This window comes from Streptomyces durocortorensis, assembly GCF_031760065.1.
In the GTDB taxonomy this organism is placed as follows: domain Bacteria; phylum Actinomycetota; class Actinomycetes; order Streptomycetales; family Streptomycetaceae; genus Streptomyces.
In genome coordinates this window covers 1,405,119-1,429,353 of sequence record NZ_CP134500.1, presented here as the reverse complement: position 1 = coordinate 1,429,353, position 24,235 = coordinate 1,405,119, and the positions used below count along the sequence as shown (strand labels likewise).

Sequence of the window (24,235 nt, the reverse complement as noted above, 5' to 3'; positions counted from 1 at the left end):
AGGTCACCACCATGCGCCGCCGAGCCGGTCTCGTACTCCTGGCCTTCGCCGTGTTCTTCGCCGCCATGTCGCCGCTGCTGCGCTGGTACGCGTTCCCCCGCCTGGCCAAGGTCCCGCCGAACCAGTACCAGGAAGTCGTCCTGGAGGCGAAGCCCGCCACCCTCCTCGACTACTCCACCCTCCAGGCGAAGGAGGTCGAGAAGATCACCATCGTCCAGACCCTCAAGGGCAACGTCGAGGAGTCCGAGAAGATCGAACGCAGCGCCGGGCGCGACGTCGTCGTCTGGGACGCGCTCTCCTACGTCCAGGACCCCGACGGCAGGATGGTCTCCCAGATCCCCGAGCGCTACATCTTCGACGCCCACAGCCAGGCCCCCGTCAACGCCACCGGCGAGATGGTCGACGGCGATCCCGTCCGGCGCGAGGGCATCGAGTTCAAGTGGCCCTTCCTCACCGAGAAACGGGACTACGAGTACTTCGACGCGCAGACCCGCACCACCGCGCCCATCCACTACAAGGGCACCCGCACCTTCCGCGGCCTGGAGGTCTACTACTTCGAGCAGACCATCCCGTGGACGAAGGTCCCGATGCCCAAGAAGATGCCCATCGAGGGCGTCACCGCCGAGCAGATCGCCCGGACCGGCATGACCCGCTGGTACACCACCAAGCGGATGTTCTGGGTCGAGCCGGTCACCGGCGCCCCCGTCAACGGCGAGGAGATCCACAAGGAGGAGCTGCGCAACGCGAAGAAGATGGGCATGTCCAAGGACACGGTCACCGCGTTCGACGGCCATGTGAAGATGCGCGAGGACTACATCGCGGACACCGTCGACCTGGTCAAGTCCCAGCGCGTCCTGGTCCTCCTCCTCACCTCGTACCTGCCCTGGGGCTTCCTCTGCCTCGGTATCGGACTGCTCGCGCTGGCGCTCTGGCTGGAGGCGCGCTCCCGAACCCCGAAGATCCCTACGAGCGCTTGAGCCGCGCCGAGGTGAACCGCGTCGCCCGTACGGTCGAGGGGTCCTCCGGCCACGGATGCTTCGGATAGCGGCCGCGCAGCTCCGCCCGTACGGCCTTGTAGCCGTCCTGCCAGAACGACGCCAGGTCCGCCGTCACGGCCGCGGGCCGCCCGGCGGGGGAGAGCAGGTGGACCAGGACCGGCACCCCGGCCACCCGGGGCGTCTCGGCCAGCCCGAACAACTCCTGGAGCTTCACCGCCAGTACGGGCTGCTCGCCGCCGTACTCGACCCGGATACGGGAACCGCTCGGCACCTCGATCCGCTCCGGCGCCAGCTCGTCGAGGCGTACGGCCTCGCCCGTCGCCCACGGCAGCAGCCGGCGCAGCGCCTGGCCCGCGTCGATCCGGCCGAGGTCCGACCGCCGCCGCGCCCGCGACAGCTCCGGCTCCAGCCAGGCACCCGGATCCGCGAGCAGCGCCCCGTCCGACACATCCGGCCACGGCGCCCCCAGCACCCGGTGCAGGAACGCCAGGCGCAGCCGCAACTGCTCACTGTCCCGGGTCCACCTCAGCAGCCCGAGCCCGTTCCGGCCGAGCCCCTCCACCAGGGCGCCGCGCACCAGCTCCGGGTCCGGCTGCTTCAGGGGCCGTACCGCCAGCTCCACCGCCCCCACCCGGTCCACCGACCGGGCCACCACATCGCCGTCCACCCAGCGGACCTCCTCGCCCCGCACCCGCAGCTGCCCGGCGGCGAGGAGCGCGGTGTCCTCGTCGACCACCGCGGCCAGCCGCACCCGGGCCGAGGCCGCGTGGGCGGGCCGGTCCGCGACGGCCACGGCCAGCCAGGGAGCACTGCGCAGCCGTGACCCCTCCCGCAGCTCCGCACCCGTCCCCGACACCATCAGGAACGCCCCCTCGCCCCGGGCCCGCGCCACCCGCTCCGGGAACGCCAGGGCGGCGACGAGGCCGACGGCGGCGTCATCGGAGGTTCCTGGGAGTGCTGTCCCGGTGTCGCCCACCGAGGCCGACAACCGCCGCGCCTCCTGCCGCCAGCGCCCCGCGTAGCCGTCCTGGCCCCGGCGGGCGGTCCGCAGCGCCACCGCGAGATCGTCCCCGTACTCCCTCGGCGGCTCCTCGCTCAGCAGCGCCACCACCTCCGCGGCCCGCCGCGCCCCGACCTCCGCGGCCCCGTCCAGCAGCGCCCGCGCCAGCCGGGGATGGAGCCCGAGCCGGGACATCCGTACGCCCCGGTCGGTGACCCGGCCCGTAGCGTCCACCGCGCCGACCGCGCCCAGCACCTCGCGGGCCGCGCCCATCGCCCCGGCGGGCGGCGGGTCCAGCAGAGCGAGCGACGAGGCGTCCGGGTCGCCCCAGCACGCTGCCTGGAGCGCGAACGCCGCGAGGTCGGCGACCTTGATCTCCGGGGCCGGGAAGCGCGCGAGCCGCCCGTCCTCGGCCTGCTCCCAGCACCGGTACACGGCTCCCGGAGCCTCCCGCCCCGCACGCCCGGCGCGCTGCCGCCCGGACGCCTGGGAGGCCCGTACGGTGGTCAGGGCGCTCAGGCCCCGGGCGTGGTCGGTACGGGGCTCCCGGGCGAGGCCCGAGTCGACGACGACCCGCACGCCCGGCACCGTCAGCGACGACTCCGCCACCGAGGTCGCCAGCACCACCCGCCGGCCCCCGGACGACCCGGCGAGCACCGAGTCCTGCACGGCGGCCGGGGCGCGCCCGTGCACCTGGAGCACCTCGGCGTCCACCCCCGCCAGCTGCCCGGCCACCCGCCCGATCTCCCCGACACCGGGCAGGAAGCAGAGCACGTCCCCCTCCCTCTCCGCCAGCGCCCGCCGCACGGTCGCCGCCACATGCGTCAGCAGCGCCGGATCGACCCTCATCCCGTGCGGCGGCCTCACCGGCCGCACGGGCGGCGCCCAGACCACCTCCACCGCATGCGACACGCCCTGTGCCTCGACCACCGGGGCATCGCCCAGCAACCGGGCCCAGCCCTGCGCGTCCGTCGTCGCGGACGCCGCCACCAGCCGCAGATCGGGCCGGATCGCCTCCCGTACGTCCAGGAGGAAGGCGGCCACCGTGTCGGCGTCCAGATGGCGCTCGTGGCACTCGTCGATGATCACCGCATCGACCCCGGCCAGCTCCTGATCGCGCTGGAGCCGCTGGAGCAGCACCCCGGTGGTCACGACCTCCACCACCGTGTCCCGCCCCACCACCCGCTCGCCACGCACGGTGAAGCCGACCCGCCCGCCCGGCCGCTCGCCCAGCAGCCAGGCCATCCGCCGCGCCGCGGCCCGCGCGGCGATCCGCCGCGGCTCCGCGACCACGACCCGGCGCACCGGCCCGTCGCCGGTCAGCCCGGCCAGGACCAGCGGCACGAGGGTTGTCTTGCCGGTACCGGGCGGTGCGCACAGCACGGCGACGCCCCGGTCGTCGAGCGCACGCTCCAGGGCGGGCACGGCGGTGCGGACGGGCAGACGTTCCAGGGCTTCGGTGCGGATCACGCCCCCAGTGTCGTACGGAGTGTCCTCAAGGGTTCCGCCCGGCCCGGCCCGGCCCGTCAGCGGCGGCTCAGTCCCGCTCGCACACGAAGATCGCGGTGCCCGGGATCAGGTTGCCGCGCAGCGGGGACCAGCCGCCCCACTCCTGGTCGTTCCACGCGGGCCATTCCGGTTCGACCAGGTCGACCAGCCGGAATCCGCCCGCCACCACGTCCCGGACCCGGTCGCCCAGGGTGCGGTGGTGCTCCACGTAGACGGCGTTGCCCTGCTCGTCCTGCTCGACGTAGGGGACGCGGTCGAAGTAGGAGGCGGCGACGGACAGCCCTTCGGGCCCCGGCTCGTCCGGGAACGCCCAGCGGACCGGGTGGGTCACGGAGAAGACCCAGCGGCCGCCGGGCCGCAGCACCCGGTGCACCTCGCGGAAGACCCGCACGGGGTCCGCGACGAAGGGCACCGCACCGTACGCGGAGCAGGCCACGTCGAAGGAGGCGTCCCGGAAGGGGAGCCGGCCCGCGTCCGCCTCGACGAGCGGGACGTTCCCGCCGATCCGCAGGGCGTGCTGGAGCTGGCGGTGGGAGAGGTCGAGGGCCACCGGGCGGGCGCCCCGGCCGGCCAGCCAGCGCGAGCACTGGGCGGCCCCGGCGCCGATCTCCAGCACGTCCAGGCCCTTCAGCGAGGCCGCGGGGCCCAGCAGGGCGGCCTCCGCCTCGTCCAGCCCCTCCGGGCCCCAGACGAAGCGGTCGTCCCCGAGGAAGCTCCCGTGGTCCGTCTGGTACTCGTCGGCGTTCCGGTCCCACCAGCCGCGGCTGGCCCGGCTGCTCTCCGCCTCGTCCGCCGCCCGCCGGGTGGCCTCCGGCTCGGCGGGTCCGGCGGCCTCTGCGGAGTGGGTCCCGTGGATCTCTTGGCTCATCGTGCCCGTCGTTGTAGTTTGCCTTCACCCGCCGCGCGCGGTACGTACCAGGGGGTGTGCCCCGGGGGGTACGGACGCGTGTCCGCGACGCCGTGCCGTAGTGTGTTCGGGCCGATGCGGCCTCGGAGAACATGAGTTGCGCCGGGAATGGGGCGATGTGCCCCGGGTATGCGCCTTCGCGCATTGACCCTGTCCGGCTGCCCCCGTATGCTACAAGTTGCGCTGCGAGCCTGCGCGCCTCAGACCTAGCAGGCCGCGCTCGCGTCTGTTGCATGTCCCCTCGGTTGTCGAGGCACCTCCCCCGGAAACGGGTAGGGCGCTTTACAGGCTGTCCGGCTTCTGCAGAGGCGATACGGGCTTTCGGCGTAGCAGTACCTACGACTCTCTGTCCGTACCGGAGCCCTTTCCCACATGACGAGCAGCACCGAGACCACCGCCACCACTCCGCAGGTTGCGGTCAACGACATCGGCGACGCGGACGCGTTCCTCGCGGCGATCGACGAGACGATCAAGTACTTCAACGACGGCGACATCGTTGACGGTGTCATCGTCAAGGTTGACCGGGACGAGGTTCTCCTCGACATCGGTTACAAGACCGAAGGTGTCATCCCGAGCCGCGAGCTCTCGATCAAGCACGACGTCGACCCGAACGAGGTCGTCAAGGTCGGCGACGAGATCGAGGCCCTGGTTCTCCAGAAGGAGGACAAGGAAGGCCGCCTGATCCTCTCGAAGAAGCGCGCTCAGTACGAGCGTGCCTGGGGCACCATCGAGAAGATCAAGGAAGAGGACGGCATCGTCACCGGTACCGTCATCGAGGTCGTCAAGGGTGGTCTCATCCTCGACATCGGCCTCCGCGGCTTCCTCCCGGCGTCGCTCGTCGAGATGCGTCGTGTCCGCGACCTCCAGCCCTACGTGGGCAAGGAGCTTGAGGCGAAGATCATCGAGCTGGACAAGAACCGCAACAACGTGGTCCTGTCCCGCCGTGCCTGGCTTGAGCAGACCCAGTCCGAGGTGCGCCAGACGTTCCTCACCACCCTGCAGAAGGGTCAGGTCCGCTCCGGCGTCGTCTCCTCGATCGTCAACTTCGGTGCCTTCGTGGACCTGGGTGGCGTCGACGGTCTCGTGCACGTCTCCGAGCTCTCCTGGAAGCACATCGACCACCCCTCCGAGGTTGTCGAGGTCGGCCAGGAAGTCACCGTCGAGGTCCTCGACGTCGACATGGACCGCGAGCGCGTCTCCCTGTCGCTCAAGGCGACGCAGGAAGACCCGTGGCAGCAGTTCGCCCGGACGCACCAGATCGGTCAGGTCGTCCCGGGTAAGGTCACCAAGCTCGTTCCCTTCGGTGCGTTCGTCCGCGTCGACGAGGGCATCGAGGGTCTGGTCCACATCTCCGAGCTGGCCGAGCGCCACGTGGAGATCCCGGAGCAGGTCGTCCAGGTCAACGACGAGATCTTCGTCAAGGTCATCGACATCGACCTTGAGCGCCGTCGCATCAGCCTCTCGCTGAAGCAGGCCAACGAGTCCTTCGGTGGCGACCCGGCCTCGGTCGAGTTCGACCCGACCCTGTACGGCATGGCCGCGTCCTACGACGACCAGGGCAACTACATCTACCCCGAGGGCTTCGACCCCGAGACCAACGACTGGCTCGAGGGCTTCGAGGCGCAGCGCGAGGTCTGGGAGACGCAGTACGCCGAGGCGCAGCAGCGCTTCGAGCAGCACCAGGCCCAGGTCATCAAGTCCCGCGAGGCCGACGAGGCTGCCGCTGCCGAGGGCGCTGCCGCCCCGGCCGGCGCTGCTCCGGCCGCCTCCGGCGGCTCCGGTGGCGGCTCGTACTCCTCGGAGTCGGCGGACAACTCCGGCGCCCTGGCGTCGGACGAGGCCCTGGCCGCGCTGCGCGAGAAGCTGGCGGGCGGCCAGAGCTGACGCTCCGACCCCGACGGCTCATCGGCTGCGGTAAGGCTGTAGAGCACTGAGTGAGGCCCGTTCCCTTCGGGGGGCGGGCCTCACTCGCGTATGCGGGGCTTCTTCGCGCGTCTACGGCGTGACGGCGATGTTGGTCAGACCCTTGCCGCCGGTGACGGTGTTGCTCGCGTACACGGTGGTGCGGCAGCCGGCGCTGTTGTTGGTGACGTTGATGGCGAGCTGCCGGCCGCCGGTGGCACCGGACAGGTTCGAGGTGTTGTTGCGGAAGACTGTGCCGCAGCCCCAGCCGCTCTGCTGGGTGTGGGTCTCGTAGCCGTTGTTGGTGGTGCGGGACCCTTTGTTGCCTTCCACCAGGACGTTGTTGCCCTTCACGTCGACCCAGGAGTCGTCGTAGTTGGCGCCGGTGAGACCGCTGCCGTCGAAGGTGTTGCCGATGATCCGGGCGCCGGTGGTCCCTTCCTTGATGTCGATGTTCTCACCGCCGACACCGGGGCCGATCGTGTTGTTGAGGATCTGCACGTTGTCGCTCCGGTCGGAGAGATCACCGGCCGACCCGACGTACACGCCCTCGCCCATGCCGCGGCCGTTGAGTCCGGTGTCGTAGATGCGGGAGTTCTTCAGGACGCCGTCCCTGGAGGATTTACGGAAGTGGACTCCCTCCATGTCCAGATCGTGCACGGTCACCGAGTCGATGACGACGCCTCTCGCCGCGTCGGCCATGATGCCCTTCTGGCCGCCCTTGATCGTGACCCCCTGGACGGTCCAGTGCGACGCTCCGTTCAGGTGGAGCCCGTAGCCGCCGCCCGCCGTCAGGACCGCCCTGCTGGAACCGGTCAGGGTGATCCGGGCCCCGGAGGTGCCGGGCCGGGTGGCCTTGAAGTTCCCGGTGTACGTGCCATCGGCGAGCCGGATCGTGTCGCCGGGGGAGGCGGAGGTGAGCGCCGACTTCAGCTGGGCGGCGGTGGACACGTCGATCATGGCTGCGGTGTTCGTCGTGGGGGAGGCGCTCGCGGTGGAGGTCAGGGCGAGCCAGCCGGTCGCGAGGGAGGCGGCGAGCAGGACGGTGAACGGAGTGCGGGTGCGCATGGGGGGTGCCTTCCCGTCGGAGGTCCAGGACGTTCCCGTACACGCAGCCGTTCTCGTACATGAATCTGGAACGTGCTGCTGAACGTGTTGCCCAGTGACGGTAGGGACGACGGCGGGACACGTCAAGGTCTGGACCAGCAACCGCGCGGACCTTGCGCCCGGACCGTTAACTGACGCGCCGTGAAGCCCCGTTGCCGGAAAGTGCGGTTACGGGGAATGCTCGTGCGGGCGGGTGCGTTCTTCTGGAGGAACACGAGGAGGAGCGGTAACCGTGCCTGATCCGCAGAGTTTGTACGAATGGGAGCCGAAGGGCCTGGCCGTCGTCGACATGGCGCTGGCGCAGGAGTCGGCCGGCCTGGTCATGCTCTACCACTTCGACGGATACATCGACGCGGGCGAGACCGGCGAGCAGATCGTCGACGGATTGCTGGAGACGCTGCCGCACCAGGTCGTCGCCCGCTTCGACCACGACCGGCTCGTCGACTACCGCGCACGGCGCCCCCTGCTCACCTTCCGGCGCGACCGCTGGACGTCCTTCGAGGCCCCGACCCTGGAGGTCAGGGTGGTCCAGGACGCCACCGGAGCGCCCTTCCTGCTGCTGTCGGGGCCGGAGCCGGACGTGGAGTGGGAGCGGTTCGCCGCAGCCGTCGAGCAGATCGTCGAGCGTCTAGGGGTCCGCCTCGCGGTCAATTTCCACGGCATCCCGATGGGCGTCCCGCATACCCGCCCCGTCGGCATCACCCCGCACGGCAACCGCACCGACCTGATGCCGGGCCACCGCAGTCCCTTCGACGAGGCGCAGGTCCCCGGTTCGGCCGAGGCGCTCATCGAGTACCGGCTCATGGAGTCCGGTCACGACGTCCTCGGGGTCGCCACCCACGTCCCGCACTACGTCGCCCGGTCCTCCTATCCGGACGCGGCGCTGACCGCGCTGGAGGCCATCACCGCGGCGACCGGTCTGGTGCTGCCCGCCCTGGCGCACTCCCTGCGCACCGAGGCGCACCGGACCCAGACCGAGATCGACCGCCAGATCGGCCAGGGTGACGAGGAGCTGGTCTCCCTCGTCGAGGGCCTGGAGCATCAGTACGACGCGGTCGCCGGCTCCGAGACGCGCGGCAACCTGGTCGCCGAACCGGTCGACCTGCCGTCCGCCGACGAGATCGGCCGCCAGTTCGAACGCTTCCTCGCCGAGCGGGAGGGCGACGGCTGAGCGGGCGGCCCCGCCCCGTAGGCTGCGCTCCATGCTGAAGGTGGGCCTGACCGGCGGGATCGGCGCCGGCAAGAGCGAAGTGTCGCGGCTGCTCGTCGAGCACGGGGCCGTACTGATCGATTCCGACCGGATCGCCCGCGAGGTCGTCGAGCCCGGTACGCCCGGACTCGCGGCCGTCGTCGAGGAGTTCGGTCCGGGCGTCCTCACCCCCGAGGGCACCCTGGACCGCCCGGCGCTCGGCGCGCTCGTCTTCGCCGACGCCGACCGCCGCGCCGCGCTGAACGCGATCGTCCACCCCCTGGTCGGCGCCCGGGCGGCCGAACTGGAGCGGGCGGCTCCAGCGGACGCCGTCGTCGTCCACGACGTCCCGCTTCTCACTGAGAACGGCCTCGCACCGTTCTACGACCTGGTCGTGGTCGTCGACGCATCGCCCGAGACCCAGCTCGACCGGCTCGTGACGCTGCGCGGAATGACCGAGTCCGACGCCCGTGCCAGGATGGCCGCCCAGGCGACCCGGGAGCAGCGCCGGGCCGTCGCCGACCTGCTCGTGGACAACGACGGGCCGCTGGAGGCGCTGGAACCGCAGGTCCGCAAGGTCTGGGACGAGCTGGTCCGCCGGGCCGCCGCCCACTGAGCCCGCACCCGTGGAGCCCGCACCCGCGTCCGCCCGCCCGGAATACCGGAGCCGGGGCGGACGTTGGAAACGCGCGAGTGAGGGAAGGATGCGACCGTGCCCGAGAGGAACCCGGAAACCCATGTCATCGATTTCCGGGCGGCCGAGCAACTGCTCGACGCCCGGGACCCCCGGGGCGCGGTAAAGCTGCTCGACTCGGTGATCGCCGCTCACCCGGAGAACACCGCGGCCCGGCTGCTGAGGGCCCGCGCCTTCTTCGCCGCCGCCCAACTGCGCCCGGCCGAGCTGGAATTCGAGCTGGTGCTGGAGCGTGAGCCGGACAACGCGTTCGCCCACTTCGCGCTGGCCCGCACCTTCGAGCGGGCCGGACGCCCGGAAGCGGCGACCCGGCACTTCCGGCTCGCGGCGGCGCTCGACCCGAAGCCGGAGTACCTGCGGGCCGCGAAGTTCGACGAGGGGGCCTGACAGCTCGGGGCGCTTCTCCCGCCTGCCGCCGCCCCTTCCGCTCAGGGTTGCCCCGGTGGCCCCGGCCGGCCGTCGCCGTGGTCCGGTTCGTACGGTGGGATGTCCCGGCCCGGCTGGTAGCGCGGTCCCTGGCGCATGCGGTACGCGATCACGAAGAGGTCCAGAACCGCGATGACCAGCACCACCGCGCAGGCCACGGCCCAGCCCGGCCGCCCGGCGAGGGAGAAGGCCCCCAGGCCGAAGAGGGCCCAGAGCGTCCCCCACAGGCTCAGCCAGAGCCGCATCCGCAGCGCACTGCGGGCGGTCGCGGGTTCACTGCCGGTACGCATGACGATCGCCTCACTTCCCAGGATGGACCCGTGTGGCGGCGGACGGAACAGGGCACGGCGCCCCGGTGCGCGCCCACCGCGCTGCGGGTCCGCCCGCTGACCGGGTGTGATGGGAGGGGAACTGTCGCCGTCGGCCGCCCGTTCGCCAGGCGTGGACGAACCTTCGGTGCGCGAGGGGTACGAGGGGACCGGCCCGGGGGTCATCACGCCGGACGGGTGCGCGGTGGAGCTGTATCGTCCACGCGGGCGAGCACCGGGTGCGTGACGCGATGCTGCGCGTCTGCCGTGCCCATGTGCGGGACGACGGGATCGTCCTCATCCAGCGCGAGGGCGTGGCGCACCGCTCGGAGTCTCCGCCGAGCCGGTGGGCGACGGGGTGCGTTCGGTGCGCGCGGAGTGTCACTTCGACGACGCGCGGTGGACGCAGACGTTCCTGTCGCGGGAGCTCTCCGAGGCGGATCTCGCCCGACATCTTGCGGCGGCCGGACTGGCGGTGGACCGCACCCTCACCGACGACGGCACCTGGGTGCAGGCCCGCCCAGCCCCGCCCCGCTGACACGCTGAGTGCGTTCAGTGCACGAAGCTGTAGCTGCGCCACACGCTCCCCGGCGGAGTCACATCGCTGAACCTTGTCGCCACGTACGCCGTCCCCTCGCCGGTGCAGTCGCGGGTGGGGTACAGGACGATGTCGACGAGCGTCCCGTTCTCGATCTCGTGGGCTCCGGCCGGGGCGATCCTGTGGCAGCCGCGCACCGACGGGCTGTTCACCTGCACCACCGCTTCGCGCTCCGTCGTGTACGTCACGGGGCCGACCGCCGTGCGGCCGAGCCCGGAGCAGCCGGAGGCGGCGAGGGCGAGAAGCGAGACTCCGGCGGCGATGCCGAGGCGGCGTCGGCGGCGGTGAAGGGTCGCGGTCACGGACATGGGCGGGTCCTCGTCTGATCGTCCGGCTCATCGGTACGTCGGGGGAGACGTGCTGGCGCTGGCCACCCTGCCCGCACCGGGTCGCTCCGGCATCCGCTGCGCAGCCGACCGGGCGAGACGCGCCTCCATTCAAAGGTTCGCCGTACGGCAAACAGGGCATAACGCTGCAAAGAGGAGTTATTCGCTCGTGTAGGTAGGCTCCATGCCGGTCAGGGGGCCCGCGATGGTTCAGGAGCTGGCGATCGCAGCGGTGACGGCGGTCTGCGTAGCGGGGATGTATCTGATGGCGGCGGCCCGGGTGATCCGGCAGTACGAGCGGGGTGTGGTGCTGCGGCTCGGCAGGTTGCGCGACGAGGTGCGCAGGCCGGGTTTCACCCTGATCGTGCCGGTCGTGGACCGTCTGCACAAGGTCAACATGCAGATCGTCACCATGCCCGTGCCCGCCCAGGACGGCATCACCCGGGACAACGTGACCGTCCGGGTCGACGCGGTCATCTACTTCAAGGTCGTCGACCCGACGACCGCCGTCATCGCGGTGGAGGACTACCGCTTCGCCGTGTCGCAGATGGCCCAGACTTCTCTCCGGTCGATCATCGGCAAGAGCGACCTCGACGACCTGCTGTCCAACCGCGAGAAGCTGAACCAGGGGCTGGAGCTCATGATCGACAGCCCTGCGGTCAGCTGGGGCGTGCAGATCGACCGGGTGGAGATCAAGGATGTCTCGCTGCCGGAGACCATGAAGCGGTCCATGGCCCGCCAGGCGGAGGCCGACCGGGAGCGGCGTGCCCGGGTGATCAACGCCGACGCCGAGCTCCAGGCATCCAAGAAGCTGGCCCAGGCGGCGGGCGAGATGTCAGCGCAGCCCGCGGCGCTCCAGTTGAGGCTGCTCCAGACCGTGGTGGCCGTCGCGGCGGAGAAGAACTCCACGCTGGTGCTGCCCTTCCCGGTGGAACTGCTCCGCTTCTTGGAACGGGCCCAGCAGGCGGCTCCGCAGGAGATGACACCGCTGGAGACGACACCGCAGCAGGCGGCTCCGGAGGAGACACCGCTCGCCGGGGCGCAGCGCCCGGGGACGGACGCTCCCGAAGCAGAGCTGCCGGAGGAGCGGGTTCCCGGGACGCGAACCTCCAGGAAGCGGCTCTCCGAGGAACCGGCTGCATCGGAACCCTTCGCCCATCACTGAGCGTGGCGGCCGCTTGCCGGGAAGAGCCGCCGTGGTAGGCCCGGTGCGCTGCTGACCTGGGGAGATGTGGGCGGAGCATGGGTTGTCGGACCTCCCGCCTAGACTCGCAGAGTCAGCACATTCCGTGCTGGACGGAGACCGCGTGCAGGGCGGGAGGGGGTGGGCGGACATGACGGTAGGGACCCGTCGCGGCGAGGACGTGGTGGAGCGCAGCGCGGACGCAGGACGCCTGCTGCGCTGCGCGGCGGTCTTCCTGCCCGGCACGGTGCCCAGGGAAGGCCGCATCGCCTTCTGGGACCCCCGGGCGGACGGCGGCGACGGCTCACCTGGCGCGGTGCCGGCCCAGGTGGGTGCCTCTTCCGCAGACGCCGACGCCTCGGGGCGGGGCGAGGCCTCCTTCATGTACGCGGATGGCTCGGGCCCGTCCGGGGACACCGTGCCGTACACCGCCGCGGAACTCACGGTCGTCCGGCCGGACGGGGCGGCGAGGCCAGGAGGCGTCCGGCGTTCCGTGGTGCCCGCGGCACTGCTGTCCGTGACCGACGCGCTGCCCGTGCTCATCCGGGCCCGGCAGCAGGCATCCGCCCATCCCGCCACCCGCTGCTGGGGCGCGGCCGCACTGCACGCCCTTCAGCTCGTCGCGCGCGGCCGGCTCCTGCCAGGAATCACGGCGGACGGCCATGACGCCTGGCGGGCGGGCCCGCGGGACGCCGAGGACGTGGCGCATCTGCGGGCCGTCGCCGCCGCCCTGCCGCCCGAGGGGCACGCGGTGCCGGTCGCGGCGTCCGAGCCGCCCCGCCTCCCTGACCCCGAGACGCTGATCGGGTCGTTCCTGGACGCCGTCGCCGACACACTGCCGCGCACCCCCGCCGCGCCCTTCGCGATGGGCGCGCCGTTCGCCGCCCGTGAGCCCCAGCACCTGCCCCACGCCGCCGCCTGGGCCGTCGAGGTGGCCTCGGGGCTGGACGCCGGTGTGAAGATCTCGCTTCGCCTCGACCTCTCCGCGTACGAGCTGTTCGACACCGCCGACACCTACGCCGTCACGGCCTCCGGGGAGGCCGCGCCGGAGGCCGTGGAGCAAGCGGCGCACCCCGACGACCCCGCGGTCCGCCCTGCCGCCGCGGCCATCGTGCAGGTGCACAGCCTTGCCGACCCCACGTATGTGGTGGACGCGGCCGCCCTGTGGAACGGCGGGGCGGGCGAGCCGTTCGGACCGCGTGCCCGGGTCGACGCGGTGCTGGCGCTGCGCCGGGCCGCCCGGATCTGGGCCCCGCTGGAACGGCTGCTGGGACAGCCGGTCCCCGATGTGCTCGCGATCACCGAGGACGAGCTGTACGAGCTGTTGAGCGACGCGGGGGCCCGGCTGGCGGCGGCAGGGGTCCACGTCCACTGGCCGCGCGAGCTGGCCCGTTCGCTGACCGCGGCCGCCGTGGTGCGGCCCGCGCCCGGTTCGGCCACCGACGGCACCTCGTTCTTCGACGCCGAGCAGCTTTTCGCCTTCGACTGGCAGCTGTCACTGGGGGACGAGCAGCTGACCGAGGCGGAGATGGACGCCCTGGCCGAGGCCCACCGGCCGGTGGTGCGACTGCGCGACCAATGGGTGGTCGTCGACCCCGCGCTCGTACGCAAGGCGCGCAAACGGGAGTTGGGGCTCCTGGATCCGGTGGACGCGCTGGCCGTCGCCCTCACGGGCAGCGCGGAGGTGGACGGTGAACGGGTGGACGCCGTTCCGGCCGGAGCCCTCGCCGCACTGCGGACGCGCATCCTCGCCGAGGACACCACGATCCCGCCGCCGCCCGGACTGGACGCGACCCTGCGCGACTACCAGCTGCGCGGTCTGGCCTGGCTGGACCGGATGACCGCGCTCGGGCTCGGCGGCTGCCTCGCCGACGACATGGGCCTCGGCAAGACGATCACCCTCATCGCCCTCCACCTGCACCGCGCGCACCCCTCGCCGACCCTGGTGGTCTGCCCCGCCTCCCTCCTCGGCAACTGGCACCGCGAGATCAACCGCTTCGCCCCCGGCGTCCCGGTGCGGCGCTTCCACGGCACGGACCGGACCCTGACCGATCCGGACAACGGCTTCGTCCTGACCACCTACGGCACGATGCGCAGCCGCGCCGCCCAACTCGCCGAGCACAGCTGGGGCCTGGTCGTCGCCGACGAGGCGCAGCACGTCAAGAATCCGCACTCCTCCACGGCCAAGGCCCTGCGCACCATCCCCGCCCCGGCCAGAGTCGCCCTCACCGGCACCCCTGTCGAGAACAACCTCTCCGAGCTCTGGGCGCTGCTCGACTGGACCACGCCCGGACTGCTCGGCCCGCTCAAGACGTTCCGGGCCCGGCACGCCCGGATCGTGGAGAACACCGGCACGGCCGCCGGTCTGGGCAACGAGGAGGCGGTGGAGCGGCTGTCCCGGCTGGTCCGCCCGTTCCTCCTGCGGCGCAAGAAGTCCGACCCCGGCATCGCCCCCGAGCTGCCGCCCAAGACGGAGACCGACCACCCCGTCGCCCTCACCCGCGAGCAGGCCACGCTCTACGAGGCCGCCGTCCGCGAGACGATGGCCCAGATCGAGGGCGCCGAGGGCATCGCCCGCCGGGGTCTCGTCATGAAGCTGCTGTCCTCGCTCAAGCAGATCTGCAACCACCCCGCCCAGTATCTGAAGGAGGAGCCCACCCGGCTCACGGCCCGCTCGGGCAAGCTCGCCCTGCTGGACGAACTGCTCGACACGATCCTGGCCGAGGACGGCTCGGTCCTGATCTTCACCCAGTACGTGACGATGGCGAAGCTCCTCTCCGCGCACCTGGCCTCCCGTGCGATCCCCTCCCAACTCCTGCACGGTGGTACGCCGGTGGCCGAGCGGGAGCGGATGGTGGACCGCTTCCAGTCCGCCGAGGTCCCCGTCTTCCTGCTCTCCCTCAAGGCGGCGGGCACCGGGCTGAACCTGACCCGCGCCGCCCATGTCGTCCACTACGACCGCTGGTGGAACCCGGCAGTCGAGGAGCAGGCCACGGACCGGGCGTACCGGATCGGCCAGACCCAGCCCGTGCAGGTCCACCGGATCATCGCGGAGGGCACGGTGGAGGACCGGATCGGTGAGCTGCTGGAGTCCAAGCGGGCCCTGGCGGACGCGGTGCTCGGCACCGGTGAGACCGCGCTGACCGAGCTCAGCGACCGCGACCTCGCCGACCTCGTCGCCCTGCGGAGGCCCGCATGAGCCCCCGGCCGACGCCCCGTTCGGCACCCCGCGTCCGGCCCGGCCCCGACGATCTGCGGCGCACCTTCGAAGCGGTGCCCGCCCGCACCTCCCGGGACGGCGAGCCCTTCGCGGACAGCTGGTGGGGCCGGGCCTGGGTGACGGCCCTGGAGTCGCTGTCGATGGACGGGGCGCGGCTCGCCCGCGGCCGTGCGTACGCCGACGAAGGCCAGGTCGCGGCGATCACCGTCACCCCCGGCCGCGTCATCGCCTATGTGCACGGCAGCCGGGTCCGCCCCTACCGCGCCGAACTGCGCCTGCGTACCCTCACCGACCCCGGCTGGGACACCCTTCTCGACGCGGTCGCCGCCCGGCCCGGGGACCTGTCCGCGCTGCTGGCGAAGGAGATGCCGTACTCGCTGGCCGCCACCGCCGAGGGGGCCGGTGTGCGGCTGCTGCCCGCCGCCGACGACCTCGACCCCAGCTGCTCCTGTCCCGACCACGGGCGGCCCTGCAAGCACGTCGCCGCCCTCTGCTTCCAGACCGCCCGGCTGCTCGACAGCGACCCGTTCGTCCTGCTGCTCATGCGGGGCCGGGGCGAGCGCGAGCTGCTGGACGAGCTGGGCCGCCGCAACGCCGAGCACTCCGCCCGGGAGCGCCCGGCCGCCCCCGCCACCCCGTCGGTCGCGGCGGAAGAGGCGCTGGCCGCCCGCTTCCTGCCCCCGCTCCCGGTGCCCCTCCCCGTCCCGCCGCACCCCGGCCAGCCCCCGTCGTACCCGGACCTGCCCGGCGCCCGCGATCCGCTGGGCCTGGACCACCTCGCCACCGACGCGGCCGCCCGCGCCCACACCCTGCTGACCACCGGCCGTGATCCGCTGGCCGGGCTCACGGCCTGGCAGGACGCGGTCCGCCTCGCCGCCTCGCGTCCCACCGCCGGACTCACCGCCACCACGCGTGCGCTCTACCGCGAGCTGGCGTACGCCACCGGCCGCACCACCACCGATCTCGCCCGCGCCGTCGCCGCCTGGCGGCAGAACGGCGCAGAGGGCCTCGCGGTCCTGGAGACGCCCTGGGACCCCCCGGCGGGCCCCTTCGACCGGGCCCGCCCCGCGCTCGCCGCCGCAGGTCACCCACGCTTCACGCCCTGGCGCAACCACCTGACCCACCCGAACGGTTCGTTCCAGCTCCGCTTCGGCCGCGACGGCCGCTGGTACGGCTACGAATCGGACCCCGGCGCCGACGACTGGTGGCCCCGCGCCGCGCCGGACCCCGACCCGGTGGCCGCCCTGCAAGCCCTGCTCGCGGGTGACTCCGTCCCGGACGGATTCGACGCCGACCCGTCCTACGTGCGGTAGAGCCCTCATCACGTGCGGTGGAGCCCTCACCCCGTGAAACCCTAAAACCCTTGGCCACAGTGGAGTTGCCGCTGTTAGCGTCCTCGACGTGGCGAAACTCAATCAGATCATCGCAGTGGAGAAGGGCGTCAAGTCCAAGGCGCACCAGGACCTGACAGCGGCACATCACGGCCTCCAGAAGGCCGGACTGCTGGCCGGGATCTCCCGGACCTACCAGCCCAAGGACGAGGAGGGCGAGCAGCTTCCGCCCGAGTCGACGCTGGTCCAGGTCAAGGCCGAGGACGTGCTGCGGGACACCGCGGCCACGCTGACCCGGCTCTTCGATGTGACCGCCACGAAGGACTGGGCGAACTGCTCGGCCAGGGCCGACGTGAAGGTCGACGGCCGGGTGCTGGTGAGCGAGGTGCCGGTGTCGTATCTGCTCTTCCTGGAGAAGCAGCTGACCGACCTCAACACCTTCATCCGCAAGCTGCCCGTCCTGGACGCCGCCGAGGCCTGGACGCAGGACCCGTCGACCGACTCCTGGAAGACGGAGCCGGTCCGGACGCTCCGTACGAAGAAGGTGCCCCGCAACCACGTCAAGGCGGAGGCGACCGAGAAGCACCCGGCGCAGGTCGAGGTGTACTACGAGGACGTGCCGATCGGGTATTGGACGACCGTCAAGTTCTCCGGGGCGCTGCCCGCACGGCGCGTCAACGAACTGCTGGACCGGGTCGAGAAGCTCCAGCAGGCCGTGAAGTTCGCCCGCGAGGAGGCCAACGGCGCGGAGGTCACCGACCAGCGGGTGGGTGATGCGGTATTCGGTTACCTCTTCGGGTGACCGACCATGGATTCCCCGGCCGCCGATCAAGGCGGACGGGGTGCGCGAGGAGCGCAAGCTGAAACTGAAGCTTGTCGTGAAGGCGCGGTTCCAGTGGAGGTTCGACTCCTCCCTCCGGCACGGGCCGGAGTAGCCCAAGCAGGCAGAGGCAGACCGCCGTCAATCTCAGACTCTTGCTCCAGACTCAGCATTCGCCGCCGATCGCCGGATCGAACGGGCCCGGGCCCGCGCGCGTCGAGATGCCGGTTCAAGTCCGGCCCGCAGAGCTCCGATCTGCGGTGGTCCAAAGGCAGGACGCGACGACATCATGACTGACCCGGACCCTTAAACGTGCCGGCGTGCCCGATGGGCGGCACCTACAGGGCCCGGAGGCCGGCTACGCCTCCGGGCCCGCTCCCGTTGCGGAGCGCGGTCGGTTGTGCCAGAAGGCGCCGCGTCCGGCGAAGAACCGTCCGTGTCACTGCCGATTCGGCCCCGACGACTCGAACGTGTGCGCCTGAGGTAGTGGGTGAGTGTGTACTGCTCTCGCACTTATGGCCCTTCCGGGGGTTGGGGACGGCACGGTGTTCCGGCCAGTGATACAGCGGGGCGAGATGGTGCCGGTGGCAGGGGTAGCGGAGACCGGGTACGCCCGGTACTCGTACCGGCTGCGTGTCTCGTCCACCGCCCGCAGTGCTCTGTGGGCGGAGTGGGACCGATGCCGGTGGGTATGGAACGAGTGCGTGGCCAAGTCCAGGGCCGTACATCGGCGCAACAGGGCCACCGGTGAGAAGGCCACGTGTGGTCCGGGGCAGCTGGACAGGATGCTGACCGAGGCCCGTGCTCTCACGCCGTGGTTGCGTGAGGGGCCTTCGGTTGCCCAGCAGCAGGTCATCCGTGACTTCAGCCGCTCCCGTGCCAAGGCCCAGAAAGACATCACGGAGCGTCTGCCCGTGGCGCGCCGGGCCGGGATGCCGAAGTGGAAGGCGAAACGCGAGGCTCTGCCGACCCTGAACTACACCAGGCGTGGATTCCGGTTGAAGGACGGGTGGCTGCATCTGGCGGGCGGCATCGTGGTGGGAGTGGTGTGGTCGCGGGACCTGGCGCACGCGCCGTCCTCGGTGCGCGTGTACCAGAACAGCCTTGGGCATTGGTACTGCTCGTTCGTCGTACCTGCCCAGGTGGAGCCCCTGCCGGAGACGGGCCGCGCCCTCGGCGTGGACTGGGGAGTGAAAGAGACCTCGACCACCACCTCCGACGCGTACGACCTGCCGCACGCCGAGCATGGAGGGAAGGCGCGGGCGACGGTGGCCCGGTACGACCGGATGATGGCCCGCCGCAGGCCGAATAGGGGGCAACCCGCCTCGAAGGGCTACCGCCGGGCGAGGAAGCTGCGGGCGAAGGCATACAAGAAGGTCGCGAGGCAGCGTGAGGACACCGGCCGCAAGTGGGCCAAGAAGGTCGTCCGCGATCATGACGTCATCGCAGTCGAGGACTTCCGTCCGAGGTTCCTTGCCAAGACCACCATGGCCCGCAAGGCCGCTGACGCCGCCATCGGCGCCACCAAGGCCGCCCTGATCGAGATGGGCCGTAAGTATGGGCGGGACGTCCGCCTGGTACATCCCGCGTTCACCACGATGGACTGCGGTCGCTGCGATGCGAGAGCCAAGCACGCGCTGCCGCTGGGTGAACGCACCTACACCTGCACCGCATGCGGCACCGTGTCCCCACGGGACAAGAACTCCGCACGCGTCATGCTCGTCCGGGCTGGTCTCACCCCGGCTGGTGCCGATGGCGCAAGACCTCCTGGAGCGCTGCTCCAGGAGGCGGCCTGAGCCAGGAATCCCCTCCTTTCAGGAAGGGGAGGACTCAATGGCGATATCCGCTCAGGAAGCGGCCGATGCGGCTGATCGCCGCGTCGAGGTCGTCGGCGTGCGGAAGGGTCAGGATGCGGAAGTGGTCCGGGCGCGGCCAGCTGAAGCCCGTGCCCTGCACCACCTGGATCTTCTCCCGCAGCAGCAGGTCCAGCACGAACTTCTCGTCGTCGACGATGGGGTGCACCTTCGGATCGATGCGCGGGAAGGCGTACAGCGCGCCCTTCGGCTTGACGCACGAGACCCCGGGGATCTCGTTCAGCCGCTCCCAGGCCCGGTCGCGCTGTTCGTGCAGTCTGCCGCCGGGCGCGACCAGTTCCCGGATGGACTGCCGCCCGCCGAGCGCGGCCTGAATGGCGTACTGCGCGGGGGCGTTGGGGCAGAGACGCATGGAGGCCAGCATGGTGAGGCCCTCCAGATAGTTGCGGGCGTGCTGCTGCGGACCGGAGACCACCATCCAGCCGGAGCGGAACCCGGCCACCCGGTACGTCTTCGAGAGACCGCTGAAGGTGAGGCAGACCAGGTCCGGGGCGAGGACCGCCGCGCTGTGGTGCTCGGCCCCGTCGTAGAGGATCTGGTCGTAGATCTCGTCGGCGAACACCATCAGCCCGTGCCGGCGGGCCAGGTCCAGGATTCCTTCGAGGATCTCGCGGGGATAGACGGCGCCGGTGGGATTGTTCGGGTTGATGATCACGACGGCCCTGGTCCGGTCGGTGATCTTCGACGCCATGTCGGCGAGGTCCGGGTTCCAGTCGGATTCCTCGTCGCAGATGTAGTGCACGGCCTTGCCGCCCGCGAGCGTGGTCACCGCGGTCCACAGGGGGAAGTCCGGGGCCGGGATCAGCACCTCGTCGCCGTCCTCCAGCAGCGCCTGCACGGCCATCGAGATCAGCTCGGAGACCCCGTTGCCGAGGAAGACGTCGTCCACGCCGACCTCGGTCAGGCCCATGGCCTGGTAGCGCTGGGCCACCGCCCGCCGAGCGGAGAGGATGCCGCGCGAATCGGTGTAGCCGTGGGCCTGGGGCAGCATCCGGATCATGTCCTGGACGATCTCCTCCGGCGCCTCGAAGCCGAAGAGCGCCGGATTGCCCGTGTTGAGCCGGAGCACGCTGTGCCCCGCCTCCTCCAGGGCGTTGGCGTGCTCGATGACCGGGCCCCGGATCTCGTAACAGACCTCGTTGAGCTTGCTGGACTGCCGGAACTCCATGCGGTGCCTCCCCGAGCCGAACTGCGATACTTGGTTTTACCAAGCTTGGGCTTGGAAAGTCCAACAACATGTCTAGACTGCGTCGCATGCCACGTCAGCAGCCCGCCGCACCACGCCCCGTCAGACGCCGGAGCTACGACCAGTTCTGCGCCGCCGCCCGCGCCCTCGACTCCGTCGGGGACCGGTGGACGCTGCTGATCGTCCGTGAACTGCTGGGCGGGCCGCGCCGGTACACCGACCTGCACGCCGATCTGCCCGGCGTCAGCACGGATGTCCTGGCCTCCCGCCTCAAGGACATGGAACAGACCGGACTGGCCGTACGCCGCAAGCTGCCGCCCCCGGCCGCGGCATCGGTCTACGAGTTGACCGGGCGCGGCCGCGGCCTGCTCCCGGTCCTCGCGGCTCTCGCCGACTGGGGCGCCCCGGCACTCACCGAACGCCGCCCGACCGACGCGGTGCGGGCCCACTGGTTCGCGCTGCCGCTGCTGCGCGCGCTGGCCGGACTCACCCAGGACGGTGTTCTGGAAGTCCGCCTCGACGAGGGCGAGTTCCACGTCCGTACGGGAACGGGAAGTCAGGCGCTGGTATCGGGAGCCGACGACGCCGAGTTGTACGGCCAGATGTACGGGTACGGCCCCGCGGACCACGCCGATGCCCGCATCACCCTCGACGCGGCCTTGTGCCTGGAGCTGGGGCGAGGCGAAGTCACTCTCGCGGAGGCGGTCAAGGACGGCCGCATCGAGGTGTCGGGGGAGGGCCCGCTCGCCACCGAACTGCGGGGCGCCTGACGCGCCGACGGGGATGATGGGGGCGTGCGACTCGAAGCGATCACCTGGGAACGGCTGGCCGACGAGCTGGCCCGGCACGCCGACGGCCTGTCCGCCCCCGACGGAGCCCCCTGGCTCGCCCTCGGCATCGACGGCGCCCCGGCCGCCCGCACCGGCGGCCTGGCCGAACGCGTCGCCGAGGAGTTGCGGCTGCGCGGCCGGGCGGTGCTCGTGGTGTCCACCGAGGGCTTCCTGCGCCCGGCGAGTCTGCGGTTCGAGTACGGGAAGGAGGACCCGGACTCGTACGCGGACAGCTGGTTCGACACCGGGGCGCTGTGGCGCGAGGTGTTCGGCCCCCTGGAGGCGGGCGGCTCGGGCCGGGTACTGCCGGACCTGTGGGACCCCGCGACGGACCGGGCGACGCGCACGCCGTATCACCCGTTGCCGGAGGGCGGGGTCGTCCTCGTGCACGGCCCGCTGCTGCTGGGGCACTGGTTCCCGTTCGCGCTGAGCGTCCATCTGCGGCTGTCTTCCGGGGCGTTGCGGCGGCGGACGGAGGAGCCGGAGCGCTGGACGCTGCCCGCCTTCGCGCGGTACGAGGACGAGGTGGGCCCTGCGGAGCGGGCGGACGTGGTGGTACGGGCGGACGACCCGGGGCATCCGGCGTGGTCGGGGCTGCCGGGCTGAGGCGGATGTCTCCGCGCCGCCGACAGCATCGCCGGACCGGCGCGGAGGGGCGGTGGGCGGAGGGAGCCCGAGCCCCGGGAGCGAGCCCCGGCCTCCGCGGAGCCGCGCGTATGCGGCCTCACGGGTGCGGGCGGCCTTGTCGGTCACGCGGGCGTAAGGCCATCGGTCACGGGTATGGCATGCCCCATCGGTCACGCGCGGGTATGGCTTGCCCCATCGGTCACGCGGGTGGGCGGCCGCCCACCGTGGTCACTGCTTCCGCCCCGGCCCGGCAGCCCTCCGCCGCGGCCGCCCTGTCGTCCGCCCCGGCGAGCAGGGCCGCGAGGAACCCGCCCGTGAACGCGTCGCCCGCGCCCGTCGAGTCGACCGGCTCGCGGACGGGCGGGGCGGGGACGCGGCCGATGACCTCACCCCCGGCGGCCAGCACGGCTCCCCGTTCGCCCAGCGTCACCGCGACGCGCGGGAAGCGCCGGCTCAGCTCGGCCGCCGCGGCCTCGGGTTCGGGCAGCCCGGTGAGCAGCCGGGCCTCGTCCGCGTTCGGCAGCAGCAGCTCCGCCCCCTCCGTGAACTCCAGGAACCGCTCCGGCCCCAGCTCGGCGAGGAACCCGGCCGACGCCGGGTCCACGCTCACCGCTACGCCCCGTTCCACGGCGGTGCGCAGGGCGAGGTGAGCGGCAGCCCGGCTCGTCGCGGCGAACAGGAGGTAGCCGGAGAGATGCAGCCGCCCGACCCCGTCGAGCAGCGCGGGCGAGAAGTCCTCGGCGGCGAGCCGCAGCACCGCCCCGCTGTCGGTGAGGAACGTGCGCTCGGCGGCCGGGTCCACCAGGGCGACGACGGTCGCCGTCGGCACCTCCTCGTCCACCGCCAGGAACGCCCGTACCCCTGCCCGTTCCAGCGCCTCCCGGTGCCACTCGGCGGACTCCGCCCCTGCCCTGGCGAGCAGCGTCACATTCGCGCAGCCCGAACGTACCGCCCAGCAGGCGACGTTGGCCCCCGCCCCGCCCGGCAGGGTCCGGATCCGGGCCGCCGTGTCCGTACCGTGCGCGAGAGCCGGCCCGTACCGCGCCACCACGTCCGTGACCACGTCCCCCACGACGAGGAGGCCGCCGCCTGACGCCGGGCGGTTCACCGTACGGCCGCCGCGACGGCGATCCGGGCCGCGAGGCGCACGTTTCCCCGTACCGCCGCGAGGTTCGCCTCCAGCGACGCGCCCTCGGTCCGGCGCATCAACTGGTCCAGCAGGAAAGGCGTGACGCCCTGCCCCGAGATGCCGCGCTCCCGGCACGCGTCCAGCGCCTCCGCCAGCACCCGGTCGTGCAGAGCGGGATCCAACTGATCCTCCTCCGGTACGGGGTTGGCGACGATCAGCGCGGACTCCGTGCCACCCAGAGCGTCCTTCGCCCGCATCACCTCGACCACCTCCTCGGGGCTGTGGACCGTCCAGTCGACCGGTTCGCCGGAGCTGCTGAGGTAGAAGCCGGGGAAGTGCTCCGTGCCGTAACCGAGGATGCCGACGCCGAGGGTTTCCAGCCGCTGGAGGGTCGCGGGGACGTCGAGGATCGACTTCACGCCCGCGCAGACCACGGTGATCCCGGTGCGGGCCAGCAGCCGCAGGTCGGCGGACTCGTCCTGGTTCGCGGCCCATTCCCGGTGTACGCCGCCGAGCCCGCCCGTCGCGAAGACGCCGAGCCCCGCCCGCGCGGCCAGGAACGCCGTCGCGGACACCGTGGTCGCGCCGCTCGCTCCGGCCGCGAGCGCGGGGGCGAGATCGCGGTGGCCCAGCTTCCGCACGGCCGGATCGGCGGCCACCCGCTCCAACTGATCCTTGTCCAGGCCCACATGGGCCCGCCCGTCCAGGACCGCGACGGTGGCCGGGACCGCGTCGGCGGACCGGACGAGCGCCTCCAGTTCCAGGGCGACCTGGAGGTTCCCGGGTCGCGGCAGCCCGTGCGCGATGATCGTCGACTCCAGGGCCACGACGGGCAGCCGGGCACTCAGGGCGGCGCGCACCTCTGCCGAGAGCACCGGCTCGTAGGGGTTCCGCCGGTCCGGAGGGAGCTGTTTCGGAGAGCTCTGTTCCGGTGGGCTCTGTTCTGCCGGGTTCTGTTCCGCTGGGTTCTGTGGCATGCCCCATCCCTGTCGCGGGCGGGGTGGGTGCAAACCACGGAAGGAGCACGTCCGGCCGGTCCTGCTCGCGGGTCGGCCGGAACCGGTCGCTAAG

20 protein-coding genes and 1 pseudogene are annotated in these 24,235 nt (G+C 72.0%); 13 read left to right on the top strand and 8 right to left on the bottom strand.

Annotated elements, in window-relative coordinates:
- The first annotated feature begins 11 nt into the window (after nt 1–11).
- Nucleotides 12–977: a DUF3068 domain-containing protein gene (locus RI138_RS06290; protein ID WP_311119098.1), complete on the top strand. Its 966-nt coding sequence runs from the start codon at nt 12–14 to the stop codon at nt 975–977.
- Here the strand turns inward: RI138_RS06290 and hrpB are convergent.
- Nucleotides 964–3,468: an ATP-dependent helicase HrpB gene (gene hrpB, locus RI138_RS06285; RefSeq protein ID WP_311119097.1), complete on the bottom strand. Its 2,505-nt coding sequence runs from the start codon at nt 3,466–3,468 to the stop codon at nt 964–966. The genes RI138_RS06290 and hrpB overlap by 14 nt on opposite strands.
- A 67-nt stretch (nt 3,469–3,535) precedes the next feature.
- On the bottom strand, nt 3,536–4,375 hold the full coding sequence (locus RI138_RS06280) for a class I SAM-dependent methyltransferase (protein WP_311119096.1): 840 nt from the start codon (nt 4,373–4,375) through the stop codon (nt 3,536–3,538).
- A 411-nt stretch (nt 4,376–4,786) separates the two neighbouring features.
- Between RI138_RS06280 and rpsA the strand changes: the two genes are divergently transcribed.
- Entirely contained in the window at nt 4,787–6,298 is a 1,512-nt protein-coding gene (gene rpsA / locus RI138_RS06275; protein WP_018512105.1) for a 30S ribosomal protein S1, read from the top strand.
- 111 nt (nt 6,299–6,409) lie between these two features.
- Here the strand turns inward: rpsA and RI138_RS06270 are convergent, their stop codons facing one another.
- A complete protein-coding gene (locus tag RI138_RS06270) occupies nt 6,410–7,384 on the bottom strand; it encodes a right-handed parallel beta-helix repeat-containing protein (protein WP_311119095.1) in 975 nt (324 codons plus the stop codon).
- Between the two features lie 271 nt (nt 7,385–7,655).
- Here RI138_RS06270 and RI138_RS06265 point away from each other — a divergent pair, with 271 nt between their 5' ends.
- The 3 genes from RI138_RS06265 (at nt 7,656) to RI138_RS06255 (ending at nt 9,693) form a co-directional block, all read left to right on the top strand.
- Nucleotides 7,656–8,594 (top strand): PAC2 family protein, encoded by a 939-nt coding sequence (locus tag RI138_RS06265; RefSeq protein ID WP_096629108.1) that lies wholly within the window; start codon nt 7,656–7,658, stop codon nt 8,592–8,594.
- A 31-nt stretch (nt 8,595–8,625) separates the two neighbouring features.
- Nucleotides 8,626–9,228 (top strand): dephospho-CoA kinase, encoded by a 603-nt coding sequence (gene coaE, locus RI138_RS06260; protein WP_311119094.1) that lies wholly within the window; start codon nt 8,626–8,628, stop codon nt 9,226–9,228.
- Between the two features lie 96 nt (nt 9,229–9,324).
- Complete coding sequence (locus tag RI138_RS06255) at nt 9,325–9,693, top strand: tetratricopeptide repeat protein (protein ID WP_096629112.1); 369 nt, start codon at nt 9,325–9,327, stop codon at nt 9,691–9,693.
- A 41-nt stretch (nt 9,694–9,734) separates the two neighbouring features.
- Here the strand turns inward: RI138_RS06255 and RI138_RS06250 are convergent, their stop codons facing one another.
- Complete coding sequence (locus tag RI138_RS06250; RefSeq protein WP_179500200.1) at nt 9,735–10,046, bottom strand: DUF6343 family protein; 312 nt, start codon at nt 10,044–10,046, stop codon at nt 9,735–9,737.
- A 127-nt stretch (nt 10,047–10,173) separates the two neighbouring features.
- Here RI138_RS06250 and RI138_RS06245 point away from each other — a divergent pair.
- Nucleotides 10,174–10,578 (top strand): annotated as a pseudogene (locus RI138_RS06245) (hypothetical protein).
- 14 nt (nt 10,579–10,592) lie between these two features.
- On the opposite strand, the gene RI138_RS06240 reads toward RI138_RS06245, so the two are convergent.
- Nucleotides 10,593–10,946: a hypothetical protein gene (locus tag RI138_RS06240; protein WP_311119093.1), complete on the bottom strand. Its 354-nt coding sequence runs from the start codon at nt 10,944–10,946 to the stop codon at nt 10,593–10,595.
- A gap of 223 nt (nt 10,947–11,169) precedes the next feature.
- Here RI138_RS06240 and RI138_RS06235 point away from each other — a divergent pair, with 223 nt between their 5' ends.
- From RI138_RS06235 to RI138_RS06215, 5 genes are all read left to right on the top strand, one after another.
- On the top strand, nt 11,170–12,129 hold the full coding sequence (locus RI138_RS06235) for a slipin family protein (RefSeq protein ID WP_311119092.1): 960 nt from the start codon (nt 11,170–11,172) through the stop codon (nt 12,127–12,129).
- A 169-nt stretch (nt 12,130–12,298) separates the two neighbouring features.
- Nucleotides 12,299–15,346 carry a DEAD/DEAH box helicase gene (locus RI138_RS06230; protein WP_311119091.1) on the top strand — a complete coding sequence of 1,016 codons (3,048 nt, stop codon included), beginning with the start codon at nt 12,299–12,301 and terminating at the stop codon, nt 15,344–15,346.
- Nucleotides 15,343–16,680, top strand: coding sequence for an SWIM zinc finger family protein (locus tag RI138_RS06225; protein WP_311119090.1), 1,338 nt, complete (start codon nt 15,343–15,345; stop codon nt 16,678–16,680). Before RI138_RS06230 ends, RI138_RS06225 begins: the two co-directional genes overlap by 4 nt.
- An 88-nt stretch (nt 16,681–16,768) precedes the next feature.
- On the top strand, nt 16,769–17,500 hold the full coding sequence (locus tag RI138_RS06220) for a DUF7873 family protein (protein WP_311119089.1): 732 nt from the start codon (nt 16,769–16,771) through the stop codon (nt 17,498–17,500).
- A 593-nt stretch (nt 17,501–18,093) separates the two neighbouring features.
- The gene (locus tag RI138_RS06215) at nt 18,094–19,314 is read left to right on the top strand and encodes an RNA-guided endonuclease InsQ/TnpB family protein (RefSeq protein ID WP_311119088.1); all 1,221 of its coding nucleotides are present in this window, start codon (nt 18,094–18,096) and stop codon (nt 19,312–19,314) included.
- Nucleotides 19,315–19,348: 34 nt separating this feature from the next.
- On the opposite strand, the gene RI138_RS06210 is transcribed toward RI138_RS06215, so the two are convergent.
- The gene (locus RI138_RS06210) at nt 19,349–20,560 is read right to left on the bottom strand and encodes a pyridoxal phosphate-dependent aminotransferase (RefSeq protein WP_311119087.1); all 1,212 of its coding nucleotides are present in this window, start codon (nt 20,558–20,560) and stop codon (nt 19,349–19,351) included.
- An 86-nt stretch (nt 20,561–20,646) separates the two neighbouring features.
- Here RI138_RS06210 and RI138_RS06205 point away from each other — a divergent pair, with 86 nt between their 5' ends.
- Together RI138_RS06205 and RI138_RS06200 are read left to right on the top strand one after the other, a co-directional pair.
- Nucleotides 20,647–21,348: a winged helix-turn-helix transcriptional regulator gene (locus RI138_RS06205; RefSeq protein ID WP_311119086.1), complete on the top strand. Its 702-nt coding sequence runs from the start codon at nt 20,647–20,649 to the stop codon at nt 21,346–21,348.
- A 24-nt stretch (nt 21,349–21,372) separates the two neighbouring features.
- Nucleotides 21,373–22,014 carry a nucleoside/nucleotide kinase family protein gene (locus RI138_RS06200; protein ID WP_311119085.1) on the top strand — a complete coding sequence of 214 codons (642 nt, stop codon included), beginning with the start codon at nt 21,373–21,375 and terminating at the stop codon, nt 22,012–22,014.
- 220 nt (nt 22,015–22,234) lie between these two features.
- Here RI138_RS06200 and RI138_RS06195 read toward each other — a convergent pair whose 3' ends face one another.
- Together RI138_RS06195 and RI138_RS06190 are read right to left on the bottom strand one after the other, a co-directional pair.
- On the bottom strand, nt 22,235–23,143 hold the full coding sequence (locus tag RI138_RS06195; protein WP_311119084.1) for a carbohydrate kinase family protein: 909 nt from the start codon (nt 23,141–23,143) through the stop codon (nt 22,235–22,237).
- The gene (locus RI138_RS06190; RefSeq protein ID WP_311119083.1) at nt 23,140–24,141 is read right to left on the bottom strand and encodes a pseudouridine-5'-phosphate glycosidase; all 1,002 of its coding nucleotides are present in this window, start codon (nt 24,139–24,141) and stop codon (nt 23,140–23,142) included. The genes RI138_RS06195 and RI138_RS06190 overlap by 4 nt, the downstream gene beginning before the upstream one ends.
- Between the last annotated feature and the right edge of the window lie 94 nt (nt 24,142–24,235).

What these genes read in the sequence shown, in the direction of transcription:
- RI138_RS06290 (WP_311119098.1), top strand. Translation starts at nt 12, where the DNA reads ATGCGCCGCCGAGCCGGTCTCGTACTCCTGGCCTTCGCCGTGTTCTTC.
- RI138_RS06280 (WP_311119096.1), bottom strand. Translation starts at nt 4,375, where the DNA reads ATGAGCCAAGAGATCCACGGGACCCACTCCGCAGAGGCCGCCGGACCC.
- rpsA (WP_018512105.1), top strand. Translation starts at nt 4,787, where the DNA reads ATGACGAGCAGCACCGAGACCACCGCCACCACTCCGCAGGTTGCGGTC.
- RI138_RS06270 (WP_311119095.1), bottom strand. Translation starts at nt 7,384, where the DNA reads ATGCGCACCCGCACTCCGTTCACCGTCCTGCTCGCCGCCTCCCTCGCG.
- coaE (WP_311119094.1), top strand. Translation starts at nt 8,626, where the DNA reads ATGCTGAAGGTGGGCCTGACCGGCGGGATCGGCGCCGGCAAGAGCGAA.
- RI138_RS06240 (WP_311119093.1), bottom strand. Translation starts at nt 10,946, where the DNA reads ATGTCCGTGACCGCGACCCTTCACCGCCGCCGACGCCGCCTCGGCATC.
- RI138_RS06235 (WP_311119092.1), top strand. Translation starts at nt 11,170, where the DNA reads ATGGTTCAGGAGCTGGCGATCGCAGCGGTGACGGCGGTCTGCGTAGCG.
- RI138_RS06230 (WP_311119091.1), top strand. Translation starts at nt 12,299, where the DNA reads ATGACGGTAGGGACCCGTCGCGGCGAGGACGTGGTGGAGCGCAGCGCG.
- RI138_RS06225 (WP_311119090.1), top strand. Translation starts at nt 15,343, where the DNA reads ATGAGCCCCCGGCCGACGCCCCGTTCGGCACCCCGCGTCCGGCCCGGC.
- RI138_RS06215 (WP_311119088.1), top strand. Translation starts at nt 18,094, where the DNA reads ATGGTGCCGGTGGCAGGGGTAGCGGAGACCGGGTACGCCCGGTACTCG.
- RI138_RS06210 (WP_311119087.1), bottom strand. Translation starts at nt 20,560, where the DNA reads ATGGAGTTCCGGCAGTCCAGCAAGCTCAACGAGGTCTGTTACGAGATC.
- RI138_RS06205 (WP_311119086.1), top strand. Translation starts at nt 20,647, where the DNA reads ATGCCACGTCAGCAGCCCGCCGCACCACGCCCCGTCAGACGCCGGAGC.
- RI138_RS06190 (WP_311119083.1), bottom strand. Translation starts at nt 24,141, where the DNA reads ATGCCACAGAACCCAGCGGAACAGAACCCGGCAGAACAGAGCCCACCG.